17 protein-coding genes and 1 other RNA gene are annotated in these 23376 nt (G+C 52.9%); 2 read left to right on the top strand and 16 right to left on the bottom strand.

Annotated features, from left to right (window positions below; translation table 11 throughout):
• Positions 1 to 166: 166 nt before the first annotated feature.
• The 6 genes from AB5Y93_RS12695 to radC form a co-directional block, all read right to left on the bottom strand.
• Positions 167 to 1345 (bottom strand): hypothetical protein, encoded by a 1179-nt coding sequence (locus AB5Y93_RS12695; protein ID WP_368229503.1) that lies wholly within the window; start codon positions 1343 to 1345, stop codon positions 167 to 169.
• Positions 1346 to 1427: 82 nt separating this feature from the next.
• Entirely contained in the window at positions 1428 to 2876 is a 1449-nt protein-coding gene (locus tag AB5Y93_RS12700; RefSeq protein WP_368229505.1) for a hypothetical protein, read from the bottom strand.
• Positions 2877 to 3014: 138 nt separating this feature from the next.
• Positions 3015 to 3572 (bottom strand): recombinase family protein, encoded by a 558-nt coding sequence (locus tag AB5Y93_RS12705; protein ID WP_201912428.1) that lies wholly within the window; start codon positions 3570 to 3572, stop codon positions 3015 to 3017.
• 717 nt (positions 3573 to 4289) lie between these two features.
• Entirely contained in the window at positions 4290 to 4430 is a 141-nt protein-coding gene (locus tag AB5Y93_RS12710; protein ID WP_164470740.1) for a hypothetical protein, read from the bottom strand.
• Positions 4431 to 4435: 5 nt separating this feature from the next.
• Positions 4436 to 4804 carry a DUF2787 family protein gene (locus tag AB5Y93_RS12715; RefSeq protein ID WP_216992233.1) on the bottom strand — a complete coding sequence of 123 codons (369 nt, stop codon included), beginning with the start codon at positions 4802 to 4804 and terminating at the stop codon, positions 4436 to 4438.
• A complete protein-coding gene (gene radC / locus AB5Y93_RS12720) occupies positions 4801 to 5268 on the bottom strand; it encodes a DNA repair protein RadC (protein ID WP_073350485.1) in 468 nt (155 codons plus the stop codon). The genes AB5Y93_RS12715 and radC overlap by 4 nt, the downstream gene beginning before the upstream one ends.
• Positions 5269 to 5540: 272 nt before the next feature.
• Here radC and AB5Y93_RS12725 point away from each other — a divergent pair, with 272 nt between their 5' ends.
• Complete coding sequence (locus AB5Y93_RS12725; protein WP_201968993.1) at positions 5541 to 5876, top strand: hypothetical protein; 336 nt, start codon at positions 5541 to 5543, stop codon at positions 5874 to 5876.
• A gap of 262 nt (positions 5877 to 6138) precedes the next feature.
• Here the strand turns inward: AB5Y93_RS12725 and AB5Y93_RS12730 are convergent, their stop codons facing one another.
• Genes AB5Y93_RS12730 through AB5Y93_RS12745 form a run of 4 tightly spaced genes read right to left on the bottom strand, consistent with a single transcriptional unit; the run spans position 6139 to position 14007 of the window.
• Positions 6139 to 9312 (bottom strand): type I restriction endonuclease subunit R, encoded by a 3174-nt coding sequence (locus AB5Y93_RS12730; protein WP_368229508.1) that lies wholly within the window; start codon positions 9310 to 9312, stop codon positions 6139 to 6141.
• Positions 9313 to 9329: 17 nt separating this feature from the next.
• Positions 9330 to 10592, bottom strand: coding sequence for a PD-(D/E)XK nuclease family protein (locus AB5Y93_RS12735; protein WP_368229509.1), 1263 nt, complete (start codon positions 10590 to 10592; stop codon positions 9330 to 9332).
• Positions 10589 to 12034, bottom strand: a complete 1446-nt coding sequence (locus AB5Y93_RS12740; protein WP_368229510.1) for a restriction endonuclease subunit S — start codon at positions 12032 to 12034, stop codon at positions 10589 to 10591. Before AB5Y93_RS12740 ends, AB5Y93_RS12735 begins: the two co-directional genes overlap by 4 nt.
• A complete protein-coding gene (locus tag AB5Y93_RS12745; RefSeq protein WP_368229511.1) occupies positions 12031 to 14007 on the bottom strand; it encodes an N-6 DNA methylase in 1977 nt (658 codons plus the stop codon). The genes AB5Y93_RS12740 and AB5Y93_RS12745 overlap by 4 nt, the downstream gene beginning before the upstream one ends.
• Before the next feature lie 815 nt (positions 14008 to 14822).
• Between AB5Y93_RS12745 and AB5Y93_RS12750 the strand changes: the two genes are divergently transcribed.
• On the top strand, positions 14823 to 17438 hold the full coding sequence (locus tag AB5Y93_RS12750) for a phage/plasmid primase, P4 family (protein ID WP_368229512.1): 2616 nt from the start codon (positions 14823 to 14825) through the stop codon (positions 17436 to 17438).
• 158 nt (positions 17439 to 17596) lie between these two features.
• Here AB5Y93_RS12750 and AB5Y93_RS12755 read toward each other — a convergent pair whose 3' ends face one another.
• From AB5Y93_RS12755 to AB5Y93_RS12780, 6 genes are all read right to left on the bottom strand, one after another.
• Positions 17597 to 18439, bottom strand: coding sequence for an OST-HTH/LOTUS domain-containing protein (locus tag AB5Y93_RS12755; RefSeq protein WP_368229514.1), 843 nt, complete (start codon positions 18437 to 18439; stop codon positions 17597 to 17599).
• Between the two features lie 88 nt (positions 18440 to 18527).
• Positions 18528 to 19646: a tyrosine-type recombinase/integrase gene (locus AB5Y93_RS12760; RefSeq protein WP_368229515.1), complete on the bottom strand. Its 1119-nt coding sequence runs from the start codon at positions 19644 to 19646 to the stop codon at positions 18528 to 18530.
• A gap of 84 nt (positions 19647 to 19730) precedes the next feature.
• Positions 19731 to 19827, bottom strand: an RNA gene (ffs, locus tag AB5Y93_RS12765) — signal recognition particle sRNA small type.
• Positions 19828 to 19929: 102 nt separating this feature from the next.
• Complete coding sequence (locus AB5Y93_RS12770; RefSeq protein WP_042014760.1) at positions 19930 to 20718, bottom strand: sulfite exporter TauE/SafE family protein; 789 nt, start codon at positions 20716 to 20718, stop codon at positions 19930 to 19932.
• Between the two features lie 92 nt (positions 20719 to 20810).
• Positions 20811 to 22247, bottom strand: coding sequence for an arginine-ornithine antiporter (gene arcD / locus AB5Y93_RS12775; RefSeq protein ID WP_223919928.1), 1437 nt, complete (start codon positions 22245 to 22247; stop codon positions 20811 to 20813).
• A gap of 365 nt (positions 22248 to 22612) precedes the next feature.
• Positions 22613 to 23374 carry an SDR family oxidoreductase gene (locus tag AB5Y93_RS12780; protein WP_323949836.1) on the bottom strand — a complete coding sequence of 254 codons (762 nt, stop codon included), beginning with the start codon at positions 23372 to 23374 and terminating at the stop codon, positions 22613 to 22615.
• Positions 23375 to 23376 lie beyond the last annotated feature (2 nt).

Genomic DNA, 23376 nt, shown 5'->3' on the forward strand with positions numbered 1-23376 from the left:
GTTCTATCGAGCAGGAGAGTTTGGATTCAGGCGGATGGCTGGCGTAACCAGGATACAATCATAGTGCCGTGGTTGCCGAGCCAAGCATCGTTACATCCTTACTCCAATACAAACTTGTAAATCTGAAGGTGCCCCATCAAGGCCCCTTCAGGATAAACTCGCTATATCAAAGGCAGGGAAGACTTAGTTTCTCTGCCCCACCAATATAGACTCTAACAGAACCCTTTTTATCGGGGATGGATTGTTCTCCACATGGAGAGCCTTCGTCAATTTGGTAGCTTATATTACCCCGAGAAAAATCCCATAGTGTATAACTACAAGCCCCTGTGCCTTGAGGGCGCCATGCTTTTGGATCTTTTATCTCTACATCTGGTTTTTCTGTAATTTTTCTTGGTTTATTCCAAGAGCGATATCGATACAAGTTGTTAGGCATCGAGTCGATCAATATCATGTGCTTTTTAGTCTCACATTGATATGTGATGCCTGTTTCATCCTTTGAATGCTTACGTTCTGCTGTAAGTGGTAGATTTATAGAACCAATTTTATACGCTAGTTTTTTGTCAACATATAACGCTATGACTCCGACACTCGCATTAGAGTTGTTACCGTCAGAATAATGGATACCATCACTACTCGATACAATTCCATTAGGATTTGTTTTCAAAATAGCATTAACAACCTCTTTAGTAAAAATACGAGAATAGTTATCCCTTAAGCTATTTGGATTAGTGATAGCAATCGCCCCCCATTCAGTTCCAGTAATGCGTAACGGATATTTAATCATTGTAGATAACTGATCTAAACTTGACGATTCTAGAGCTTTCCTGAGATCGGAATCAAAATAAATAAACTCCCCTTCATCACCAAAAAGATCAAAAAGCCGCCCTTGAATTTCATGAGTCAACACTAAAGCAGGATCACTTCCTCCCTTAACAACTCTATCAACATTATCTTTTTCCGTAGATTTATCTACTGTAGTTATAGAATCACGATCGCTTTTTCCTGTTTCACCATGGTCTGGCTGATTAATACTATCACCATTAGGCTTCTCTGTTACTTGAGATACTTTGATATTCTCACTAACTAAAATCTGTTGTAGCTTATCATCTACTTGGGCCTGTAATGCTCTCTCATTTGCATCCTGCATTTTAGTTAAAACTGAATGGCTTAGTGCATTGCTGGCAGCCTGATACCGTTGAAAGGCATCTATGCATTGATCACTACTCGCATCACCACAATTATCCCATTCATATTTGGCACTCATGAACTCTTCTGATTCTTTAGTAGCATAGGCCATGGGAATAAAAGTAATAAATAAAAATGATAGTATGAATTTAGATTTCATTTAGTGAAATACCCTTCTTGCATTATGACAACACAACCTTTCAATCATCAAAAAGAGCCCTTGGCGGGCTCATATTTAAACGTCAATTAATACATTCCCCCCATGTCACGCCATCAGTGCCGCACTCTTCTTTGTGCGTCCCATCAGCAAAGACGGTGAACTTGCGGTAACGCCCTTGGTTGTCATAGCTGATAGTGGTGGTGACCTTGTTGCTGTCAGTCACGGTCTGTTTCTTGAACCAAGCACCAGCATCCGGCTCCGGCGTCTTGTCATCATAGCGGTACGGTAGTTTCTCAAAGGCAGCGACCAGTTCGCTCATGTTGCGGGTTGCATGATCATCCGCCATCCCTACCCAATCGTTCAGGAAGGGGAAGCTGTTAGAGCCACCGAGGAAATAGACAAACTGGCTGCCATAGTCAGCTTCGGCATCCTTGTAACCGACCGTCGCATAGCGGCCAGTAATCGCTCCAGCCAAACTCTCAGGGATGCAGTCGGCAAAGATGCCTGCCTCACCTCCGGCCAAGTTCACCAGCTCATACTCCTTCCCATCTGCCGTCGTGGAAACGGTCTCCTTGATATCGCAAGTATAGGGCGCGTCGTCACCACCACGAGACTCAAACTCGTAGCTGTTGCTATAGCGATAACCATTGCCCGTTACGCTGGTCTTCTCGCCATAGATGATGGTTCTGATGTCTTGGCTGAAGTCATCGCTGACCTTGACCAGTTCAGTCCGGCTCTTGTTGGTCCAATAGATTCCCTGATCACGATACCAAGCCTGCGGATAGGCATTATCGTGGTCTCTATAATCCCCCTGGTGGTAATCCACGTAGGCATAGAACGCATCAGGATGGGCATGCTTTAGCTCTTCACTGGCGCTGAATGACTTCTGTAGCCCGCGTACGATTTCTTGGGCCTTGATCGCCGTCTCGTCATCACCGGTAGCGATAAAGTCATCAAACAGTTTATTCTCGGGGATGTTGTAGTGATACACCACCCGATCCACAGCCTGTTTCAGTGACTGCATCAGCTGCTCACGCTTTTGCTGATTTTCCATCACACTCTGGCAAGTCAGAGCCCCACCAGCAGCCAACTCCTTTTCTACTGAGCTCCACAGCACAGTGGTCAGCGGCGTCACATGATAGAAATCATCTTGCGTGATCGGCTTGAACTTTGGCGGTAGTACCATCTGATAAGCTTTCTCAACAGGCCCCAGATCCTGGTCCACGGCCCCCACAGGCACATCGACAACCAAGGGCACGTATTGAGCACACGCTTGCTGAGCCTCTGTCAGCTCCAGACGATAATCACCTGCCCCAGATGTGGTGCTCTTAGGTTCTCCCTCATCCCATTGCCGATTGAAGTTCAGGTCCAGATAGACAGAGGCCCCTTGGACATACCCATCGATCGCCTTCCCCGAGATCGCAGCCTTGGGTTTAGGAGGGGTCGGGGTGCCACCGCTATCTCCACCACCACCGCCACAAGCAGTCAGAGCTATGCATACACCCATACTCACCAGTGAACGAACTGACATCTATTTCTCTCCTTGTCTTTTTTATTATCAGCACACCGAGCACTATTTGACTCCAAAGGAGGCATGCTAATAAATCGCAGCTAAGATTTGTGTGATTGATAGCGCTTTCACGCACTAATGATGACTTTATCTTGTTGATTACATTGATCTTCCCTCTAACTGCCTGAGTATTCTTTGCACACTGGATAGGCTGATCCCCGTTCGACGTGCTATCTCTGCCTTGGCTATTCCCCGTTCAGCGAGTGACAGCACCTCCTCCCCTTTAGCCATGGCGGTCGGCTTGCGACCTTTGTAGACCCCACGCTGTTTTGCCATAGCGATCCCTTCTGCCTGACGCTCCAGCATCAACTCCCGCTCAAACGTGGCGATGGCACCGATCATGGTCAGCATCAGTTTTCCGGTAGGTGTCGAGGTATCGATACCCAGATTCAAAATCCTCAGAGCAACCCGCTTAGCGTGCAGGTACTCCGAGATCTCCAAGAGGTGGCGAGTGTTGCGAGCCAAGCGATCCAGCTTGGTCACCATCACCACGTCTCCCTCACGAACAAAATCCAGCATCAACGAGAGCTGCGGGCGATCATCCTTGGCCCCGCTCACCTTCTCCTGAAATATCTTGCTGCACTCGGCCAGTGCCTGAAGCTGGGCATCCAGGCTCTGCCCCACAGTGCTGACACGTGCATATCCCACCAGTGCCATGGTCTCCTCCTGGTCAATAGGGCAAGGTACACTGACGCGACCGGTCAGAAGGTCGAAAGGAACCCATATGACCGGCAAAAAGTGGCACTTTCGCTCGCGTCACACGGGCTTGGTCTATTGACCTGTGCCAGTGATACAAATGAAAACGGGCCACTCCGTGATGGAGGGCCCGCAAGGGGTTTTTTGGTGCCCATCAAGGGCCAGAGATATCTGTTTACTACATATGTTAGAGCTACTCGCCGAGGAGCCTAATGACAAAGGGACTCATTTTTATCTGAATGGTACATATGTACCATGCAGGTAGTCTCGCACTATCATGATGAATTAACGGACTCGTTATGACCTGAATAGTACATATGTACCATGCAGGTAGTCTCGCACCATCATGACGAATTAACGGACTCGTTATGATCTGAATGGTACATATGTACCATGCAGGTAGTCTCGCACCATCATGACGAATTAACGGACTCGTTATGATCTGAATGGTACATATGTACCATGCAGGTAGCCTCGCCCCATCTTGACGAATTAACGGACTCGTTATGATCTGAATGGTACATATGTAGGTTGCAGGTTCGACTTAATGATGTGTTGTGCTACCAGGCATCCGCAATACCTTAGCCAATTCAGCCTTCTTGACCTTACGTTGCTGGTGAATAAACAGAGTGCCACTGGTCAATACTGCCAGGGCCAAGGAACTCAGGATCATCTTCTTCATTGGTATTCATCTCCATTCATGTTGTAGAAGTGTGGTGGCATATAGCGAGCCATCATCGCGTTGACGATGACCGATGCAAATGCCGTCAATGCCGCTTTCAAGGCATCGAGCAGCAGGGCTTTCGTGAAGTCGTTCATAACAGTCACTCTTGGGAAATATCCAAGTGGTAAACCTCCATCCGGTAATAGGTGAGAAAGTTCCTCTCCCAGATCCGGTAGAGGTCCATGGTTGTGGCCAACGGCCGTTCTCCACACCAGGGGTCGTAGAACACCCCGGCGGCGAAGTCGAAATCCAGCGACTTAGTCAGCTCATCGGTGACATAGCAGAACTCCGTCACATAGAGGAGCCCCCAACTCCCAGTCCGTTTCTCCAGACGAATTTCGACCGGACGGTAACCACCAGTGTCGGCGGAATAATCGGGACTTCGGAAGTTGAGGGTCAGGGCAGTGGCATCGGGGTAGCTGCCGATGATCTTGTCAAACAGAGCCTGTAGCTGTTTGGATGGGGTCATAGCAGCCCCCTATCGGCAAACGAGACGATGTCGTGCTGTCCCACCACAAAGTGGTCGAGCACTCGCACGTCAACCATCTCGAGCAACTCCTTGAGACGAGCTGTGACAGCCTTGTCGGCATCCGAGGGATCGACCATACCAGAGGGATGGTTATGGGCCAGAATGACCGCTGCGGCGTTTTTGTTGAGAGCCGCCTTGACCACCTCACGGGGGTGAACGGTGCCAGCATTGATAGTGCCGAAGAACAGCTCTTGGTAATCGAGTAGCCGATGCTGATTGTCGAGCAGCATGACGGCGAACACTTCCCGCTCGTATTCACCCATCTTGAGCCGAAGGAAGTCTGCGGCCGCTTTGGGCTGAGTGAAGGCATGGCCCAGATGCCGCTGTCGGCTCTCCAGAATGGCCAAAGCTTGATTAATGATGTGATCGCCCTGTCCGGGGTGATCATCATAGTGGTGTGTCATAACAGTAACCTCGCGTCGTTTGGATACACGAGTTACTTATGCCAAGAACACTCCGCATTATTGATAAATTAAATACTGGACATTCAGGTATAAGCCCAGTGATGACTCACCCAGCACCCTCTTGTCAATATACCTCAAGCAATGTTATTAATTACTTGGGTTGATAATTCCAGGTAAAACAGGGTTCTGTTTAATCCACATGGTGTTTGGCAACACATTCGACTTACGGCAATCGATATAAGCCAAACGAAACCAACCATGAGGAAACACCTATGCGTTATCAACACGAAGCACACAGCAGCTATTTGTTAATGAGTCGCACACTGGCGCAAAGTTTGCCCGGCCAACACAAGCTGAATATTCTTTTTTCAGATTGTGACCATGCTGGCACACAAGCATTGTGGATTGTGCCTTGTGATGAAAATCCGATTCAGGGCCGTCTATTCGGTGAATTAAACGTAACACCGCAGCAGATTGCCAAAATCCATGAAATCATGGACTTTTATGGCGTTGATGGCGGTGTTGCCCAGAATACGATGGCTACCGATATGGCTCCATTACCGGTATTGAGATGCGTTGCAGATACTATCTATCATTGCGTCAGATAACGCCAAATTACTTGAGCTGCTTGCTATAACCACAAGGGGTCCTTCGGGACCCCTTGTTCATTCAACAGTTAAGATTACCCAACCGATTGCAACACTAAGCGAGGTAATTAATCTGCCGATTTCTATGCATTAATACGATCTTCTCTATGCTACCGATGATAAGAAAAGTTCATAGATATGCCTCAAAATCGGCAGTTGACCATAATCACCTCTTCCCCCTCCTGTTATTAGGCTGGGGAACCATGGTGCCAATTAACCCCACTTAATTCTGATGGCTCAATCCCCCCTGCAAGCCTTTGAGCAAGATATCCAGGAGTAGGCTCTGGATACGGTTGGCCGCCTCGGGTCGAGAGAGGTAGTCCAGCGACATGCCGTTCTGAATATCCATCCGCTCGATCACAGCCGCATCAACCGCCTTGGGATAGTCACCCAGCATGATGGCGTCGCGGGGGTTATTTCGCACCTGATCCATCAAGGGCTGGTTTTCCGCAATCTTGCTGGCCATCCCCTGCAGCCAATCCAGCTTGTCCCCATCAGTCACCTCTGTACCGAACAGATCGTTCAATTGCTCCAAGATGTGAGAGAGGAAGTCTTTCTTCTCTTCTTTTGCTTTGGCACTGCCGAGCGCCGAGATGCCCTGCAAACCATTGCCGCTTGCATCAGCTTTGAGCTTGAGATCCTGAGTTCGCTTGGCCTTGAGGTTGTAATGGCTCAGCAACACTTGAGAGAGATCAATCTCGTCCTCCTCCAGCACCTCCTGACGCAACATCGGCAGCAGGTGGCGGGCGAACACGCAGAGCCGCTCCAATGATTCGTCATCAAAGGCGGTGATCTGGGAGACAAACTCATAGAACCGCACATAGCTGTTGAGATCTTTCTTGAAGAGATCCAGCTCGCCCCTGGCTTCGGTCGCTTCTTTGACCCGCCGTTCGGCATTTACCTTGTCAGTCGCAGACCCGCCTTCACGCTCGATGCGTTTGAGCATCTGGCGACACTCCCGCACAGCTTCACTGGCCAGCTTGTAACGCTTGGTGAACCGCTCGACTGCCGGTTTGATATAACCAGGCAAGGCTTCGGCCCCACGCTTGGGATCGAAATAGGCATCGCTAAACGCCTCCACCTCGCTCCAAGTAAAGATGCCCGTCGCTTTCAGCTTGTGGAACAGGTCATAGACCAGATTGGGATCGGAGACGGTATCGAGGGTGGCTGTCTCAAAATATTTTTGGAACTCCTCCAGCACATCCTGCGGATCATTCACAAAATCGAGCACAAAGGTGCTCTCCTTGCCGGGATAGGTGCGGTTGAGGCGAGAAAGGGTCTGGATGCAATCCACTCCTGTCAGCTTCTTGTCCACATACATGGCACACAGCTTGGGCTGATCGAAACCGGTCTGAAACTTGTTGGCCACCAGCATCACCTGATAGTCCTGGGTATCGAATGCCTTACGCATGTCCCGCCCATTAAGCTCGGGGTTCATGTTCCGCTCGTTAAAGCTCTGCCCTTCCTCTTCGATGTCGCCAGAGAACGCCACCATGGCACGAATAGCACCATAGCCTTGCTCTGTTACATACTTGTCGAACGCCAGCTTGTAGCGAACCGCCTCCAGTCGACTCGACGTCACAACCATCGCCTTGGCCTGCCCTCCAAGGAGATTGGCCACGTTGGTGCGGAAGTGCTCAACGATGATCGCCACTTTCTGGCCGATATTGTGCGGGTGTAGCCGCACCCACTTGGATAGCCTGATGCGAGCCTTCTTGGCATCCACTTCCTTATCAGCCTCCTCTGCCTTCATGGCGAGTTTGTAAGCAAGCGAATAGTTGGTGTAGTTCTTCAGCACATCGAGGATAAAACCCTCCTCGATCGCCTGACGCATGGAGTAAACATGAAATGGCTTGGGCTTGTTATCCGGGCCAAGCGGCATCGCCGGGTTCGCTGGGCGGCCAAACAGCTCCAGCGTTTTACCCTTCGGGGTTGCCGTAAAGGCGAAGTAGCTGATGTTCTGGCTGCCACCGCGAGCGGCCAGCGTCATGTTCATCACATCTTCGCCACTGAGTTCCTCTTCCCCATCCAGCTGCTCGGCCATCAAGACTTCACGCAACTGACGCGCCGTGCTGCCGGTCTGGCTTGAATGAGCCTCATCGGCAACCACCGCAAAGCGAGAGCCTTTCAGCGTGGTCGACTCCTGAATAGCCTTGAGTACGTGCGGGAAAGTTTGAATGGTGACGATGATGATGGGCGTGCCGCTGGCCAGTGCATCGGTCAGCTGTGCTGACTTGGAGCCATCTCCCTCTTCACGATTGATGCGGCTCACCACCCCATCAGCATGGTCAAACTGGGCGATAGTCTCTTGCAACTGACTGTCGAGCACCGTTCTATCGGTAATCACGATCACCGAATTGAACAGCTTCTCTCCTTTATCCAGGTATAGCGAGGCCAGCTGATGGGTCAACCAGGCAATCGAGTTGGATTTACCAGACCCCGCCGAATGCTGGATCAGGTACTTCTGACCAGCCCCCTCTTGCCCCACAGTGGTCAACAAATTCTGAACCACTTTCCACTGGTGATAGCGAGGGAAGATCATCGTCTCTTTCTTCTTCTGCCGCCCCAGCTCATCCTCTTCCACCTTGACCTCAAGGTGCAGATAGCGGCTCAGTATCCGCAGGAAGTTATCCGGTTGCAGAATCTCTTGCCACAGATAACCGGTAGCAATGCCCTCCTCACCATTCACTGGCAAGGGCTGATCATTGCCCGCACCACCCTCACGGGTGCCCTGATTGAATGGCAGGAAGAAAGTCGAGTCGCCCGCCAACTTGGTGGTCATCGCCACCTCGAACTGATTCACTGCAAAGTGCACCAGCGCCCCGCGGCGAAAACTCAGTAGTGGTTCATCACGCCCATTGGTCTTGGGCAAGCGATCTTCCCGATACTGCTTCTTGGCATTCTCCAGCGACTGCTTGAAGCAAGATTTGAGCTCCAGTGTCGCTACCGGGATGCCGTTCAAAAAGAGGGTCAGATCGATACGGCCATCATAGCCATGGGGGCTATAGACCAACTCGGGCACCACCCGCAGCCGGTTGGCTTGATAGCGAGCCAGCAGTTCGGGATTCAAGTCATGATCAGGCTTGAAGCTGGCCACCTTGAGCCGATGGCCGCGATCTTCAATCTGATTACGCAGCAACCACAGGGTTCCCCCTTCACTGCGTTTCAACTGACGCACCGCACCATCCAGCAGGTGGCGTTCCGGCTGCTCGCCGTAGGTCTTGCAGTATTTCTGCCATCCCTCAGGCTGGCTCTCTTGCACAAAGGCGATCAAGTCTTCCGAATAGAGGGCTCGCTCTTTGTCGTAGTGAGACGACTCGCCCACCAGCCAACCCGAAGCGGCTAGCTGCGCGATGATATGGTCTTGAAATGCCTTTTCCCGTGCTTTGTTATCCATTGTTATCGCCATCCTCGCTACAAGGTCTCAATCGCCTTGTCCATGGTCTCTTTCAGCAGGGGCCAGTCGTGTGACCAGAAATGCTGTAGCTTCTTGTCGATCTGTTTTTTGCACGCCTCTTCCTCAGGCTCATCGACAGTGTGTTTTTTATCGAGCAGACGCAGTGAGTAGACCTGGCTCCATTGCGGGCTTTGCCGCAGTTTTCGCGTTGACAGCGCTGCAACACCACTCTGCTCAACACAGCCAAACAAATGGTTACGCAACGCAGTATCACTGCTTGGGCCAATCAGCAGTTTCAGCTCCAGCTTGTCGGTATTGCTCTGGATTTCAAACAGCACAACGCGGCCACTTTTGGTCCAGTTTGAAGAACGCATCCCCTTCCCGTCATCCCACGGCAAATGGGCGTAACGAACCATGGTTCTTGTCTCACTATCGATCTCCCAACCGTGCGGCTCTGCGACAAGAGCGATAACATCTTTCGCCCAATCTCGGCGCTCGGTTCGGCCATCACCATCCGCAGGTCTGTGCTCAAAAATCAGATCCAGGGCTTTCTGGTGCTTCTTGTAAATGCGGCGGCAGAGCTCCGCAATCTCGGTATCTTCCATAAAATATCGCTTGAATAGGGTGATGTAGTGCTCAATGCCGATACGGGCTGATGGCGGGATCTGGTGGCCATAATCGGTGACCAGTTCACTCAGGCATTCAATCACTTGGGCATAGCTCAGGTTTAACCAGCCATCGCGACTGGCCTCACTGCCATCTAGGGTCAAAAAGACAAAGACCTTGCGATGCTCGGGGTAGCGGCGGTTTACGGCCTGCTCATACCGTTCCAGCTGATTGCCGTGCTCACCGGCATCAATCTTGTTCTCGATAACAAAGACCTGACGGTTTTGCTCGCTCACCAGCAGCAGATCGATACGATCTTGCTCGCGAAACACCTGCAGGTCGTCGTAATCGCAGAGATCGATATCGAGCAGAGAGACTTCGCCACTACGCCGATCCGGCAAGTCATAGAGCAACCTTGAAAGCAGCGATTCAAAGAAGCGGGAGCCCAAGCCATGGGGCTCGCGGGGATTGAAGAGGGTGCCGAGAAAATGGGAGTGGCGGATCTCCTGACGCACCATCCCCATCGCTTCAAACAGATTGAACTCGGAGACCATGCCCCCCAGCTTATCGAGTTCCTTGCTATCGAAAATCAGCTCGGTTAGCCAGCGGTACTGTTCGTCATTGCTGGCTGGAGCAATGGCATCAGTCGCCTCGGTTTGCGGCATTGAACTCATGCTGCAGCCTCTTCTGCTGGCGGTGTCCAGCCACGCAGATCGATCTTGCCGGTCACGGCGGCAGAAATAAGGGCGGTGCGGCGTTCTTGTAATAACTCAATCAGACCAGTTGCTCTCGCGAACATTCTGTCGAATCGTTCTGCATGTTTTCTAAGCGCCTCTCGGATTGCTCTTTGTTCCATTATGGGAGGAACTGTGACGACTAGATCTCCTTGAGCTATAAGTCCTACATATGCTCGGGTTGATTGCTTAGAACCGATAATATCTAACTGCGTCAATATCGATTTCGACTGGAATTGGTACATATAGAATGCCGCATCAAATTTATCTTCAGTCCACCGGTAATAAGTTACTTGTGGAGTAAGCATCCAATACGGCTCTGATATATCTGCAGGAATCATTGCCACCTCACCCACAGTACCCTTGTGGGTTAATAGCATATCCCCAGCTTTAGCAAAGCCAATTCTAAGCATATCAGCTCTGTTCTTTGAGATTCGTTTACAATCAGTAAGATTTACTCTTCCATCTCGAACATTATTCGCCATTAAAAATGGAATTCCATCATCGACATATTCTGAAGCTGTGGGATGTAGCTCACCATGATTACCATCTTGAAGGATTACAGCCTCTGCTCGAATCAAATTACGTAGTGTAGTCACCGTCCAATGCTCTGGCACTTGTTCGAGCCACTCGACACCAGCATTTTTCATAGGAACCTTGGGGTTCAATCCCTTAGTCACAGCTTGGGTGATCACCGCTTGTCGCTTCTCTTTAAGCAATTCTATAAGCTGTTGTTGCTTGGTAATCAACTGATCAATCCGAGCAGTTTCGTGGTCGAGGAAAGTTACTATTTGTTGTCTTTCTTCAGATGATGGTAACCAAATATCTGCCCCTCGAAGAATCGCCTGTGTTATACTGAAAACCTTGACACCTTTAACTGCATGTTGAATAGCTGTGCGGAACTCTTTTGAGTCAAAGAGATAGGCAAAAAAACGATAACCGTGTCTATCAATTGGGCGAACTATTATAGTGTGATACCCAGCAAAAGTCATAACATCGCTGGTTAACTGAGTAAAGTTACCAGAGCCGTCGAGATCTTCAGATGTATCTGAAAAAACAAAATCACCAATTTTCAGCAATGATTTGGGGGATGTCTTTAAATAACTCTCATCGACACATTTTAACAGATGCTGTGTTGGGTCAACTTCGAACCCATATTTTGAGTGTATCTCACCATAGTTAACGCAAGGAATTCCATCATCATGCAGATTTTCTTTGGTAATAGACAGCCCCTTACCAAAGGTAAACATATAGCGCAATTTACTAGTTTGCCAATGACTAGGAATATTCCCTAACCACTCCACGCCAGAACCCTTATATTCCGGATAGGGTTGATATTTACCCGCTAGCCCCTGCAGAGATATTGCAACTTTTTCGCTCATGAATGCACCTCTGACAACAGTTGCATAATCTCCTTAGCCACCGCATCGAGATCGGCATCGATAGCCGCCAGATCACGAGGTGGTTGATACTGATAAAAGTAGCGATTGAAGGGGATCTCGTAGCCGACATAACCCACCTGACCGTCCAATGGATCAATTTTGCTGGTGTCAATCCAAGCATCCGGCACATGAGGTAACACTTCTCGTTTGAGGTAGTCGTGAATGTCCTCGCCAAGCGGAACATTCTCGTTATCCCGCAGATCCGGGTTGGCTTCCGGCTCGCCCTTGGCTTTACACACTTCAGCGGCATCATCCTGCTCGGCCAGATGGCTCACCAGCAGCTTAAAGGCCGGAGCAGGCAGCTTGACCTCACCCAGCAGTTTGGTCAGCTGCTTTTTGAACTTGTCGCGAGAAAGCAACTTGGCCTCAGGGAACTGGCCCAAGGCAGTCAGGATTGCGGATTGCAGGGAGTCATCGAGCTTGGCCCACCCTTTATCGGCAGTAAGGCTGGCAAGACGTTCGGCATCCTGCGGATAGAAAGCCAGCTTCAGCGGTCGCTCGATGGTCAGACGGCGATAGCCAAAAGCAGTGGTAGGGAAGATCTTGGCAATCGGGCTCTCTTCATAGCGGCTGTAGAGACTGACAATCTCGCTTAACGCCTCGTCGCTCAGCTGCTTGCGCTTGGAGCCCAATGATTTACGCATAGGACTGTGCAGGTCACTGGCGTTGATCAGCAGCACCTTGCCCTTACGCTCCGCCGGTTTATGGTTGGATAGCACCCAGATATAGGTGGCGATGCCGGTGTTGTAGAACATATCGGTGGGCAAGGCCACCAGCGCATCCAGCAGGTCGTGCTCGAGGATATAACGGCGGATCTCGCTCTCGCCACTGCCCGCGCCACCAGTAAAGAGCGGTGAACCGTTAAGGATAATCCCGATCTTGGAGCCCACACACTCGGCCGTGGGTTGTTGCATCTTGGCGATAAGGTGCATCAAAAATAGCAAGGAGCCGTCAGATACCCGTGGCAAGCCTGGGCCAAAGCGGCCGTTAAAACCCAACTTAGCCGCCTCATCCCGCACCTGCTTTTCAACCTTCTTCCAGTCAACCCCGAATGGCGGGTTAGAGAGGCAGTAATCGAAGGTCTTGTAGGGCAACTGATCATCAGAGAGGGTATTGCCCAGCTTGATGTTGCTGATCTCCTGCCCCTTGATCAGCATGTCGGCCTTACAGATAGCGTAGGACTCGGGGTTGAGCTCCTGACCGAAGGTGGCCAGCCGTGCGGCGGGGTTCAGCTCATGCAGATACTCCATGCCGCAAGAGAGAAAACCACCGGTCCCCGCGGTGGGGTCATAGATGGAACGCACAATGCCCGGCTTGCCGAGAGCCTCATCATCACCGGCAAACACCAGGGAGGTGGTGAGCCGCACGATATCGCGAGGGGTAAAGTGCTCACCGGCTGTCTCGTTGGAGCTTTCCGCAAAGCGGCGGATCAGCTCTTCAAACACCAGACCCATGTGGTAGTTATCTACCGCTTCTGGGGAGAGATCCACGTTGGCAAAGGAGCGAACCACCTTGTAGAGCAGGTCGGCATCTTCCAGCAGGTTGATGCTGGCATCGAAGTTGAAGTGCTCGAAGATCTCACGAGCATCCTTGGAGAAGGCCCGCACATAGGCATCCAGGTTATCACCCACATGGGTTTCACCCAGCTTGGCCAGCTCCAGCGGAGAGCTGTTGTAGAAGGCGTGGCCGCTGGCATTGAGCAGCAGCTTCTCTTTGGCCAGCTCCGGCATGGCCTTGGTGGTATCTACCATGGCCAGCACCTGGGCCTTGCTCGGTGCCAGTACACACTCAAGACGACGCAGTACGGTAAAAGGCAGGATGATGCGGCCATACTGGGACTGTTTGAAATCACCGCGAAGCAGATCGGCAACCGACCAGATCAGGCTAGCCAGGGAAGAGATATTGGTAGTCATTGGAATTCTCAAAATACGGGGAACTGCCGAGGCATATTCAGGACCAAACGGAAATGCGGGCAGTTTACCACAGGGGACTAGCTATGGGCGTGATCCCAACCGTTATCCTCAACCCTTTCTTCCCCACTTTGACCACCAAACCGAACACCCTGCCGTATTTTCATACTGACACGCCGATTTTGTGCTGACCTACATCCCCATTAACAAAGCGAAATCAGCCTTAAAAGACATACCCGCTGCCGATTTTCGGGCTAATTAAGAGAACCTTTCATTTAGTTAACCACATGAAAAAGTTAATAAATATGCTAAAAAACTGGCACGTAAACCTGAGGGCTTACATCTCGTTTTGGCACGGGGAAAGTGTCGAATACATGGAAAAAGCAGAAGGGACTCATAGGTGTAAGTTGAGGGGCTTCTACGGCTAAACCCTTACCCTAACTAGAACGCTGCATCTCGTTTTTGTATATGCAGCTTTTTTGAAGCCGAGCGAAGAAGGCTAGGATTATCAAATCTGACCTCAAATTGCAAACCCTCCGTTTCTGAGGTTTGATCTCAAAAACAGTATAAAGGCAGCAAAAGCAATGCTTTCACTCTTGTTGTGTATCCATCCCTGAGTATATTTCGACCTTGTGTTGGGTAATTTACGTCCCCGTGGCCATGAAGCCAGCTCCCATGATGGATTCCTGGTGGCCACTACCTCAGCATCTGGCAACCCTTTGTTCGAACGTAGACGGACCGCCGATCAGCCTTTGAGATGGCAGATCTAGCCAGTCAAACAATGAGTTATTAATTGATTGTCAAACTGGAGAGAAATCATGTCTCAACATACAAATTGCGATCTCGAGTTCGCTTTGGCCGAAGCAGGCTACCCGCTCAACTTCGAACTTGCCGATATCAAGACTAAATTCTCTATTCTTGATGTCACTTCAGCCCTTACAGGGCAAGACGTAGAACAACTTGGTGAGATCTATCGACTGGATGATCGCAGTTGCCCACTATGCGGACATAACGATTGTTTCACCTTATATCCTGAAACAAATAGCTTTCACTGTTTTAGCTGTGAAGAGAATGGTGATGTCCTCGACCTCATCGTCAAATACAAGCAAGCCCCAAATGTCTACGATGCTGCTCGCCTGCTGCTACTGGGAGAACTGGAGGCTAGTCCCACTACACCCAAGGTCGTACCTTTGGAACAACCGGTCTACACAGCTCCACCAGCTCGCCTGCAGGAGCTATTCAATCTGGCTGCCCGCCACTATCAAACTCGTCTGGACATTGAGGAGCTGGTGGAACTCCGTGGCCATTCTGAGGAGGTGCTAGTAGGGCTGGACATCGGTTTCTCCGGTGGCCTGAACAAAGCGTTGCGGGATGCTGGCTTTTCCCAAGAAGAACGGCTGGCATCCGGTCTGGTCAAGCCCCGCAAGAATGCCCCTGACCAACTTCATGACTTCTTTCCGAGCGGTGTCTATGTGTTCCCGCACTTCGACCGCAACGGACAAGTCAGTCGCTTCACCTTCAAGGACCCAAACAAGCAGCACCAGTTCCAACTGCCGAGCCGCAACTGGCTTAACGGGGTTCAGTTTTACGGGGAAGAGAGTCTAAATGCCCCCGGCCCTGTCGCCCTGGTCGAGGGAGAGAATGACCGGCTGTCGCTGGTGGATGCCGGTTGGCCAGGTCCCGCACTAGCAACCATCGGGACACTGTCACAGGCCCAGTTGGAGTGGCTTGGACGTGAACTGGCCGACCGAGATGTCATGACCTTCTTCGACACTGACGAAGCTGGCGACAAGTACCGCACCAAGGTGGCTCGGCTCGGCCTCAAACTGACTCAGGTCAAGCTGCCAGATAGTGTGAAGGACATCGACGAGTATCTGCACGGCGACAATCCACTCCCTCTGCAGGAGCTGGTAGCAGCATTTACTCTGAGAGAACTTGTAGTTGAAGCCACGGGTACACAAGATGATGCTCTGCAACCAGAATCCGTCACAATTGTCCCCCGTCAGTCCATCTTGGCAGTCGAGTTCCATGACAGCCGAAACGCTGAACGGCTTGTTGAACTATGCGGCCATGACCTCAAGTATGTGCCCGAGTTTGGCAGTTTCCTCTGCTTCAATGGGACCTACTGGGAACTGGACAACCAAACCCCTTTGCTCATGGCCAAACAAGTAGGAGAAGAACTCCACCAGATTGCAAAGCAGCTACTCGATACTGCCAAAGAGAAGGATGACGAGAAGGCTATGGAATGGGGCAAGATGGTTCGCAGCTATGGCACCCGTTGCCTCAGTCGGGCGAGCATCCAGAACATGCTGGAGTTAGCCAAACCGATGCTGCAGATAAAACTCGCCGAGCTCAACGCCAACCCCATGCTACTTGGTGTCGGTAACGGGGTTATCGATCTGAACTCTGGATGTTTCCTTGCTGCTCGTCGAGCCCATTTGCTGACCAGTGCCAGCCCTGCTGTCTATATCTCGGGGGCTACTTGTCCACGCTGGGAGCAATTCATCAGTGAAATCACCTGTGGAGATGCCGAACTGGCCACCTTCCTGCAACGCTGTGTGGGCTACTGGATAACGGGCCGTACCGACGAGCAATTGTTGTTCTTCCTCTATGGTAATGGCTGTAATGGTAAGAGCACCTTCATGTCGGTCATCCAGCAACTGCTCGGGGACTATAGTCGGCAGATCAACAGTAACGTCTTGCTGTTTAACCGCAATGCCAGTACCGGCCCGAACCCATCGTTGACCAAGCTGGTGGACGCCCGACTGGTAGTAGCTAATGAGCTACCAGAGGGATCTCGCATGGATGAGAACCTAGTGAAAGCCATGACGGGTGACGACATCATTGTCGCTAGGGCCCCTTATGCCAAGAGCGAGATGGAGTTCCGTCCCCGCTTCTCACTTGTCATGGTGGGGAACCACAAGCCTGTGATCCGGGATACCAGCCCAGGCATGTGGCGACGAATGATGATGATTCCCTTCAATGCAGCGTTCACAGGAGAGCAATTAGATCCGTACTTGATGCAGAAGCTTCAGGATGAACTGCCAGGTATCTTGAACTGGGCCATCCAAGGCACCCAGATGTGGTTGGCACAAGGGCTGAAACGGTCGATGCCAGCCAGCATTAAAGCCGATGTCGAGAGCTACCGTGCCGAATCCGATCTGGTGGGACGCTTTTTGGAAGAGTGCACTCAGCCAAGCAGTAACTACAAATGCACCATGGATGAGATCTACGCTGCTTTTAGCCGCTGGGCTCAGCAGGACAGAGAGTGGACCATGAGTAAAATCATCCTGAAGAAAAAACTTGTGGATAAGGGTTTCGAAGCAACACGCTACCGTAACAAGGCTGCAATTATTGGGATTGTGTTACGCGATGATGCATTTGATGCTTATCCAAGTGCATCCCCTACGCTCCGTCTTGCATCAAATCAATAACATTTTCGGGGCCTGCGGGCCCCTTTTCGTTGTCGGTTATGGCCCACATCACTGCCCCATACTGAGGCGGTACTCTGTGCACCTTCAACGTCATAACGTAAGCTGTGGAAATCGGTATCGATGGAATGATGGTTGCTAAAGCATCATGCTGTATCAATTTAGGTTCGGCGTGTGCGATACCAAGTCACTCCACCTGTGGGAGATAGCCGCTTGTCTACTTCGAAGAGCTGGGAACAATGAATGACCTCCCGCCAACTACTACATCCGTACAGCTTTGGAGATAAGTCTGGCCACCGTTGGCCAATGCTATAAATGGCTTCGTTTAACTGTACCCAGCCGTTCTTGGCTAAGGAATGCTCTTCAAATTTCAGCTGTTGGATAATGGTGGTATTTTCCCAATTCTCGACAGATTCACCCGGGATGATGCCGTACAAATAGAGACTCTCTCCGACTGGTGAGTTAATAAATTCAAGCAGTCTCTTCTTACTTTCTTCAAAAGCGATCAGGAGGGATTGTATCGTATCCCTATTGCTCTTGATGGTACTGGCTGCAGTAGACAGATAACTTATTGCCTCTTGGCAACTGGCCTCCGAGTTCAACGTAAAGCGTGACAGGAAATGATGCACCAGCTCATTTCGCAACTCGACCAATTGTTTGAGCTTTTCGCTCATCCACTCCCCGTCCTCCAGACCAACGCTGATGCTGATGTACGCTCGGTTGTGTAGGGCATCATCAATTTCTTGCTCATCGCCCAGCATAATTCTCTGGCTCCACTGACCAACCAAATGCCCCAGCGTCTTTCCAACTAAAAACTGGCGATAGCGTTCAATGTTGCCAACCAGCTCATCCGAAAATCCGCTCACCTTCATAGTGGGCAGGGCTGCTTTGAGCATCAATTCAAACTGCTGTAGCTGGAGGAGACATCGCCCGTACTCCAACGCAATTTGCTCTTTCAAGTCATTCAAATCAGATTGTGCCGTATCAGGCCTATTGTGTTCCAACGGAGCTCTTCCTTGTTCTCATTAGCATCCAGCTAACCGTGGCTATTTGAATTGAAGTACCTACTAGATGTTCACCAATGTAACGCGTTCATAGTGCAGCTTCGATAGCGGCATGTAACTTCTCGACTGCTACTCCACCACCGTATCTGTCGTAACTGATGGCACCATTGGTATGACCCAAGATCGCGGCAGCAAATTGAAGAGGAATACCTTTATCTTTCAGAATTGTCGCTACCGTATGTCTCAAACTGTGGAAATCTTTAGGCACCGGCCGGTTGCGGCTGAACCACTGCCCCCAAAGGTGGCTGTAGCCGTCTTGGCGATGGGGCAGTTCGACGAAGAGCCTTCCCCCCACCCTCTCTTGCACAAACGCCAGGAAGCCAGCCTCCAGCACCGCCGAATGGATCGGAATGAGCCGTTTGCTGTTGTCTGTCTTGAGCTTCTGGTCTGGTCTACCTGCCTGCACTTTGATACACCAGATGTTATCCACCAGCACAACATCATCGGCATAGAGCTGGCAGATCTCGTTGGCTCGGGCCCCCGTGTAGAGCCCCAACAGGGCTATCCAGCGGCGATAGGGCTCCTGCCTTTTCGCCCATTGGACGAACCTCTGCCTCTCCTCCATCGTGTAACCACTTCTGGCCTTGGTCTCTTTGACCCGCTGCAACTTGAGCCCAGCGAAATGGTTGACGATCCCCTCCTGATGGTTAGCCAGCCAGCTAAACAACAGGGAGAGCTTCTGGAGGTACTTGTTGATGGTGGCCGGACTCTTACCCGAGTTCAGTAGCCCATCCTTGAACATGACCACGTCAGCCTTCCTGTAGCCGGTCACAGGGCGATCCCCCAGTGCCTCGATAAAGGAGCCGAGATAGTTTTTCTGGTTCTTTCGCTCTTTGGGAGCCCAGGATAGGGCCTTCTCCTTCTGATAGCGGTCACTCAGGACTGACAGGAGCGGAGCAAGTGGTTTAACCGCCCGAGCCACCGGCTTGGTGCTCGATTGATTTGGTGGGGTCTCTGATGCCTCAGCAGGCTCAACGCCAGATTTCGGTCTGGAACGCACGCAGGCAAGCAGCTGGGTCACCTTGTGACGTGCACAAAGTTTGTCTCGGGTATGCAGGGATTTTTTGATCTCTTTGCGGCGACCACAGGGGAGCGTGGTGACTTTCCGGTAATACCAGATGCCGTGGGGACTGAGCCAGAGATTCATTGATGAGCTCCTCGTCGTCCACACAAAGTGGATGACCAAGGGCTTTAGGAAGCTAACTTATTGAATTGCAGAAACAAGTGGTGGCCCTACCAGCCACATCCCGGCACTCGAGTCCCCCGCCTTGGCTGCTACCTTCCGGTCCTGACCAGGTCGACGGGTTATCAATGCGAGAGGACCAATAGGACCACCGGCGAGGAGAATAGGCAAACTGGCCCCTCAATGCAATGGCTTTCTACCGCACCACGAGCCGTTCGCCTTATTTTTCAACAATCTGGCCAAGGGTTCAGCTAAAGAGCATGAATTTGGCACCCACCAGCAACATGAGCAGGGCAAAGGCCTGCTTGAGCCGCCGGGGTGACATTCTGTGTGCCAGTCTGGCGCCCAGACGGGCAAACTGGGTGCTGGTGAGCACGATGCCAAGCAGGGCTGGCAGATAGATGAATCCGACGCTCCACTCGGGCAGATCGGCGTCTCCCCAACCGGCATAGAGGTAGCTGAGGCTGCCTGCCAGGGCGATGGGCATGCTGCAGGCGGCGGAGGCGGCCACGGCGTTGCGCATGGGCACCGAATTCCAGGTGAGGTAAGGCACGGTCAGCGAGCCGCCACCGATGCCGAACAAGGCCGACATCCAGCCGATGACGGTGCCGGCGATCCCGGTACCAAGGGGGCCCGGCATGTGTCGCTCCGCTTTTGGCCTCAAATTGAGCCCCATCTGCAGGGCCATGGTCCAGGCGAAGCAGCCGATGATGATGTTGAGGGTGCTGGCGCTGAGCAGGTTGGCGGTCATGCCGCCGAGCCAGGCACCGACCAGCATGCCGGCGCCCAGGCGCCGAATCATCCCCCAGTCCACCGCTCCTGCCTCCTGGTGCGCACGCAGGGAGCTGAAACCGGTGAAGATCATGGTGGGCAGCGAGGTGCCGAGGGCCAGATGGGTGATGATCTCCGGCGCCACGCCCTGTGCGTGAAAACTCAGGACCAGCACGGGGACGATGATGAGTCCGCCGCCGATACCGAACAGCCCGGCCAGCATGCCCGCGAAGGCCCCCAACACCAGATAGCCCACAAACAGCATAAACATTCCTTCAATAACGAAACAGCGGTCAACTTGACCGCCATTGCCCATAAAAAAAGAGATGGCATCTTGCCATCCCTTTATTGTGCCGATTAATGCAGGGGAATGGTACCGTCCATCACCTTGTAGAACGCCAGCACGGCGCAGCCGAGCAGGGCTGCCGTCATCCCCTGCTCCAGCCGATTGAGGCTGCGCAGGCCGTGGTGCTGGCGCGCCTTCCAGTAGATGAAGATCCCCGGGCTGTAGAGCAGCGCCACCAGCAAGAGGTACTCCACCCCGGCGGCATAGACCAGCCAGCAGCCATAGACGGTGGCCACCAGGGCCAGCAGCAGGTCGCGCTTGCGCTGATGGGGCTGGCCCGCGTAGGTCTCCCCTTTCAACGCCAGCTTGAGGCCGTAAGCACCGGAGAAGACATAGGGCACCAGGGCCGCCGAGGTGGCGATGTTCACCAACGCCAGATAGGTGCTGTTCTGGAAGTAGATGATGATGAGGAAGATCTGCACCAGGCAGGTGGAGCACCAGAGCGACACCTTGGGGGAGCCGTTCTTGTTCTCCTTGGCGAACCAGGCCGGGAAGACCCCGGTCTTGCCCGCGATGTAGGGCACTTCCGCCGCCAGCACGGTCCAGCTCAGCAGGGCCCCCATCACCGAGATCACCAGGCCGATGTTGATGAGCCAGGCGCCCCAGGGGCCGACCACGGCTTCCAGGATCATGGCGGTGGAGGGGTTCTTGAGGGCCGCCAGTTGCGGCTGGTTCATGACCCCCAGGGAGAACAGGGTCACCATGACGTAGAGCGCCAGGGCGCCGAGCAGCGCCAGCACGGTGGCGCGGCCCACGTCCTTGCGATGGCGGGCACGGGCGGAGACCACCACGGCCCCCTCGATGCCGATGAAGACCCAGAGGGTCACCTTCATGGTGGACTTGACCTGATCCATCACGGAGCCGAGCTCGGGACTCCCCTGCCCCCAGAGATCCAGGGTGAAGGTCTCCATGTTGAAAGCGAGCAGGATGGCTACGCAGAAGACGATGAGGGGCACCATCTTGGCGATGGTGGTGACGATGTTCACCAGCGCCGCCACCTGGATGCCGCGCAGCACCAGGGCATGCACCGACCAGATGAGCAGGGAAGCGAGCGTGATGGCGACCGGAGTATTGCCGTCACCGAAGATGACCTTGTCCGGCGTGTCGAAGAAGTAGCTCAGCGCACTGAACACCACGATGGCGTAGGAGACGTTGGCCAGCAGCTGGCACAGCCAGTAACCCCAGGCGGCGTTGAAGCCGACGAAATCCCCGAACCCTGCCTTGGCGTAGCTGAAGATGCCGCCATCGAGATCCGGTCGACGCATGGAGAGATTCTGGTAGACCAGGGCGAGGCAGATCATGCCGATCCCCGTGATGGCCCATCCCAGGGCGACGGCCCCGGCACTGGCGTGCGCTGCGATGTTTTGCGGCAGACTGAAAACCCCGGCACCGACCATGGAGCCGATCACCAGCGAAATGAGGGCACCCAGCCCCAGTTTCTTGTCCATCTCAAACCTGTTTTATTAGGCGGCGGCTGAGCATCCGTATTCATACAGCGCGCGACATGGGAGGGGCTAGAAATCCGTACCCCGTGAAAAAGGCGGCAACTATATTGCATGACTATGCCGGCCGCAATCCCTCTTGCCGTCAATCATGAGCCGCCTTGACCGCGCGCAATTTTACAGCACTGACCCGGGGTGCCTGTGAGCTGGTTCAAATTAAGAAAGACCCGTTGATATTTCACGACTTTTCATGATGCCGCCACGCTTTTCAAAAGCCGGACCTGCATGGCTATGCACCCTTGCACTGGGGCCTGTCCCCTGTAAAAACGCCCCTGCAGGAGGGGCGTCAGAGAGGGTATATGCAGGGGGGACTAGAGCCTCAAGCCGCCGTCCAGCTCGATCATCCGCCCCGACAGATAGTCGTTGGCAAGGATGAACTGCACCGTCTGGGCCAGCTGCGCCGCCTGCCCCAGGGTGCCCACCGGGATGGCCTGCTGCATGCGGGCCATGGCTTCGGGTTTCATCGCCGCCGTCATGTCGGTGGCAAAGACGCCGGGGGCGATGCCCATCACCCGGATGCCGTGACGGGCCAGCTCCTTCCCCCAGGTGACCACCAGAGAGGCCACCCCCGCCTTGCTGGCGGCATAGTTGCTCTGGCCCATGTTGCCGGCGCGGGCGATGGAGGAGATGTTGATGATGACGCCCCCCTCCCCGCCGGTGGCCATCAGCGCAGCCCCCTCGCGCCCGCACAGGAAGGTGCCGGTGAGGTTGACGTCGATGACGCACTGCCACTGGGCCAGGCTCATCTTCTCCGTCAGTGCCCCCTCCTTCACCTTGATCAGCATACCGTCGCGCAGGATGCCGGCACAGTTGACGAGGCCGTGCAGGGCGCCGAACTGATCCTTGATGGCGGCGAAGGTCGCCTCGACCTCCGGCTCGCTTGCCACGTTGCAGACGAACAGGGCGCAGCGGCCGTCACGGCTGCGCACCTCCGCCTCGGTCACCTCCAGATCGGTGCGGTTGACGTCGATGAGCGCAAGTTGCGCCCCCTGCTCCGCCAGACTCAGGGCGATGGCGCGGCCTAGCCCCCTGCCCGCCCCCGTGATGGCGATGACTTTCCGTGTGATATCCATAA

It is taken from the genome of Aeromonas sp. R10-1, from assembly GCF_040908465.1.
Classification (GTDB): domain Bacteria; phylum Pseudomonadota; class Gammaproteobacteria; order Enterobacterales; family Aeromonadaceae; genus Aeromonas; species Aeromonas caviae.

Bases quoted from the DNA above. Each gene is read 5' to 3' on its own strand.
- AB5Y93_RS12695 (WP_368229503.1), bottom strand. From the start codon at position 1,345: ATGAAATCTAAATTCATACTATCATTTTTATTTATTACTTTTATTCCC.
- AB5Y93_RS12700 (WP_368229505.1), bottom strand. From the start codon at position 2,876: ATGTCAGTTCGTTCACTGGTGAGTATGGGTGTATGCATAGCTCTGACT.
- AB5Y93_RS12705 (WP_201912428.1), bottom strand. From the start codon at position 3,572: ATGGCACTGGTGGGATATGCACGTGTCAGCACTGTGGGGCAGAGCCTG.
- AB5Y93_RS12710 (WP_164470740.1), bottom strand. From the start codon at position 4,430: ATGAACGACTTCACGAAAGCCCTGCTGCTCGATGCCTTGAAAGCGGCA.
- AB5Y93_RS12715 (WP_216992233.1), bottom strand. From the start codon at position 4,804: ATGACCCCATCCAAACAGCTACAGGCTCTGTTTGACAAGATCATCGGC.
- radC (WP_073350485.1), bottom strand. From the start codon at position 5,268: ATGACACACCACTATGATGATCACCCCGGACAGGGCGATCACATCATT.
- AB5Y93_RS12725 (WP_201968993.1), top strand. From the start codon at position 5,541: ATGCGTTATCAACACGAAGCACACAGCAGCTATTTGTTAATGAGTCGC.
- AB5Y93_RS12730 (WP_368229508.1), bottom strand. From the start codon at position 9,312: ATGGATAACAAAGCACGGGAAAAGGCATTTCAAGACCATATCATCGCG.
- AB5Y93_RS12735 (WP_368229509.1), bottom strand. From the start codon at position 10,592: ATGAGTTCAATGCCGCAAACCGAGGCGACTGATGCCATTGCTCCAGCC.
- AB5Y93_RS12740 (WP_368229510.1), bottom strand. From the start codon at position 12,034: ATGAGCGAAAAAGTTGCAATATCTCTGCAGGGGCTAGCGGGTAAATAT.
- AB5Y93_RS12745 (WP_368229511.1), bottom strand. From the start codon at position 14,007: ATGACTACCAATATCTCTTCCCTGGCTAGCCTGATCTGGTCGGTTGCC.
- AB5Y93_RS12750 (WP_368229512.1), top strand. From the start codon at position 14,823: ATGTCTCAACATACAAATTGCGATCTCGAGTTCGCTTTGGCCGAAGCA.
- AB5Y93_RS12760 (WP_368229515.1), bottom strand. From the start codon at position 19,646: ATGAATCTCTGGCTCAGTCCCCACGGCATCTGGTATTACCGGAAAGTC.
- AB5Y93_RS12770 (WP_042014760.1), bottom strand. From the start codon at position 20,718: ATGCTGTTTGTGGGCTATCTGGTGTTGGGGGCCTTCGCGGGCATGCTG.
- arcD (WP_223919928.1), bottom strand. From the start codon at position 22,247: ATGGACAAGAAACTGGGGCTGGGTGCCCTCATTTCGCTGGTGATCGGC.
- AB5Y93_RS12780 (WP_323949836.1), bottom strand. From the start codon at position 23,374: ATGGATATCACACGGAAAGTCATCGCCATCACGGGGGCGGGCAGGGGG.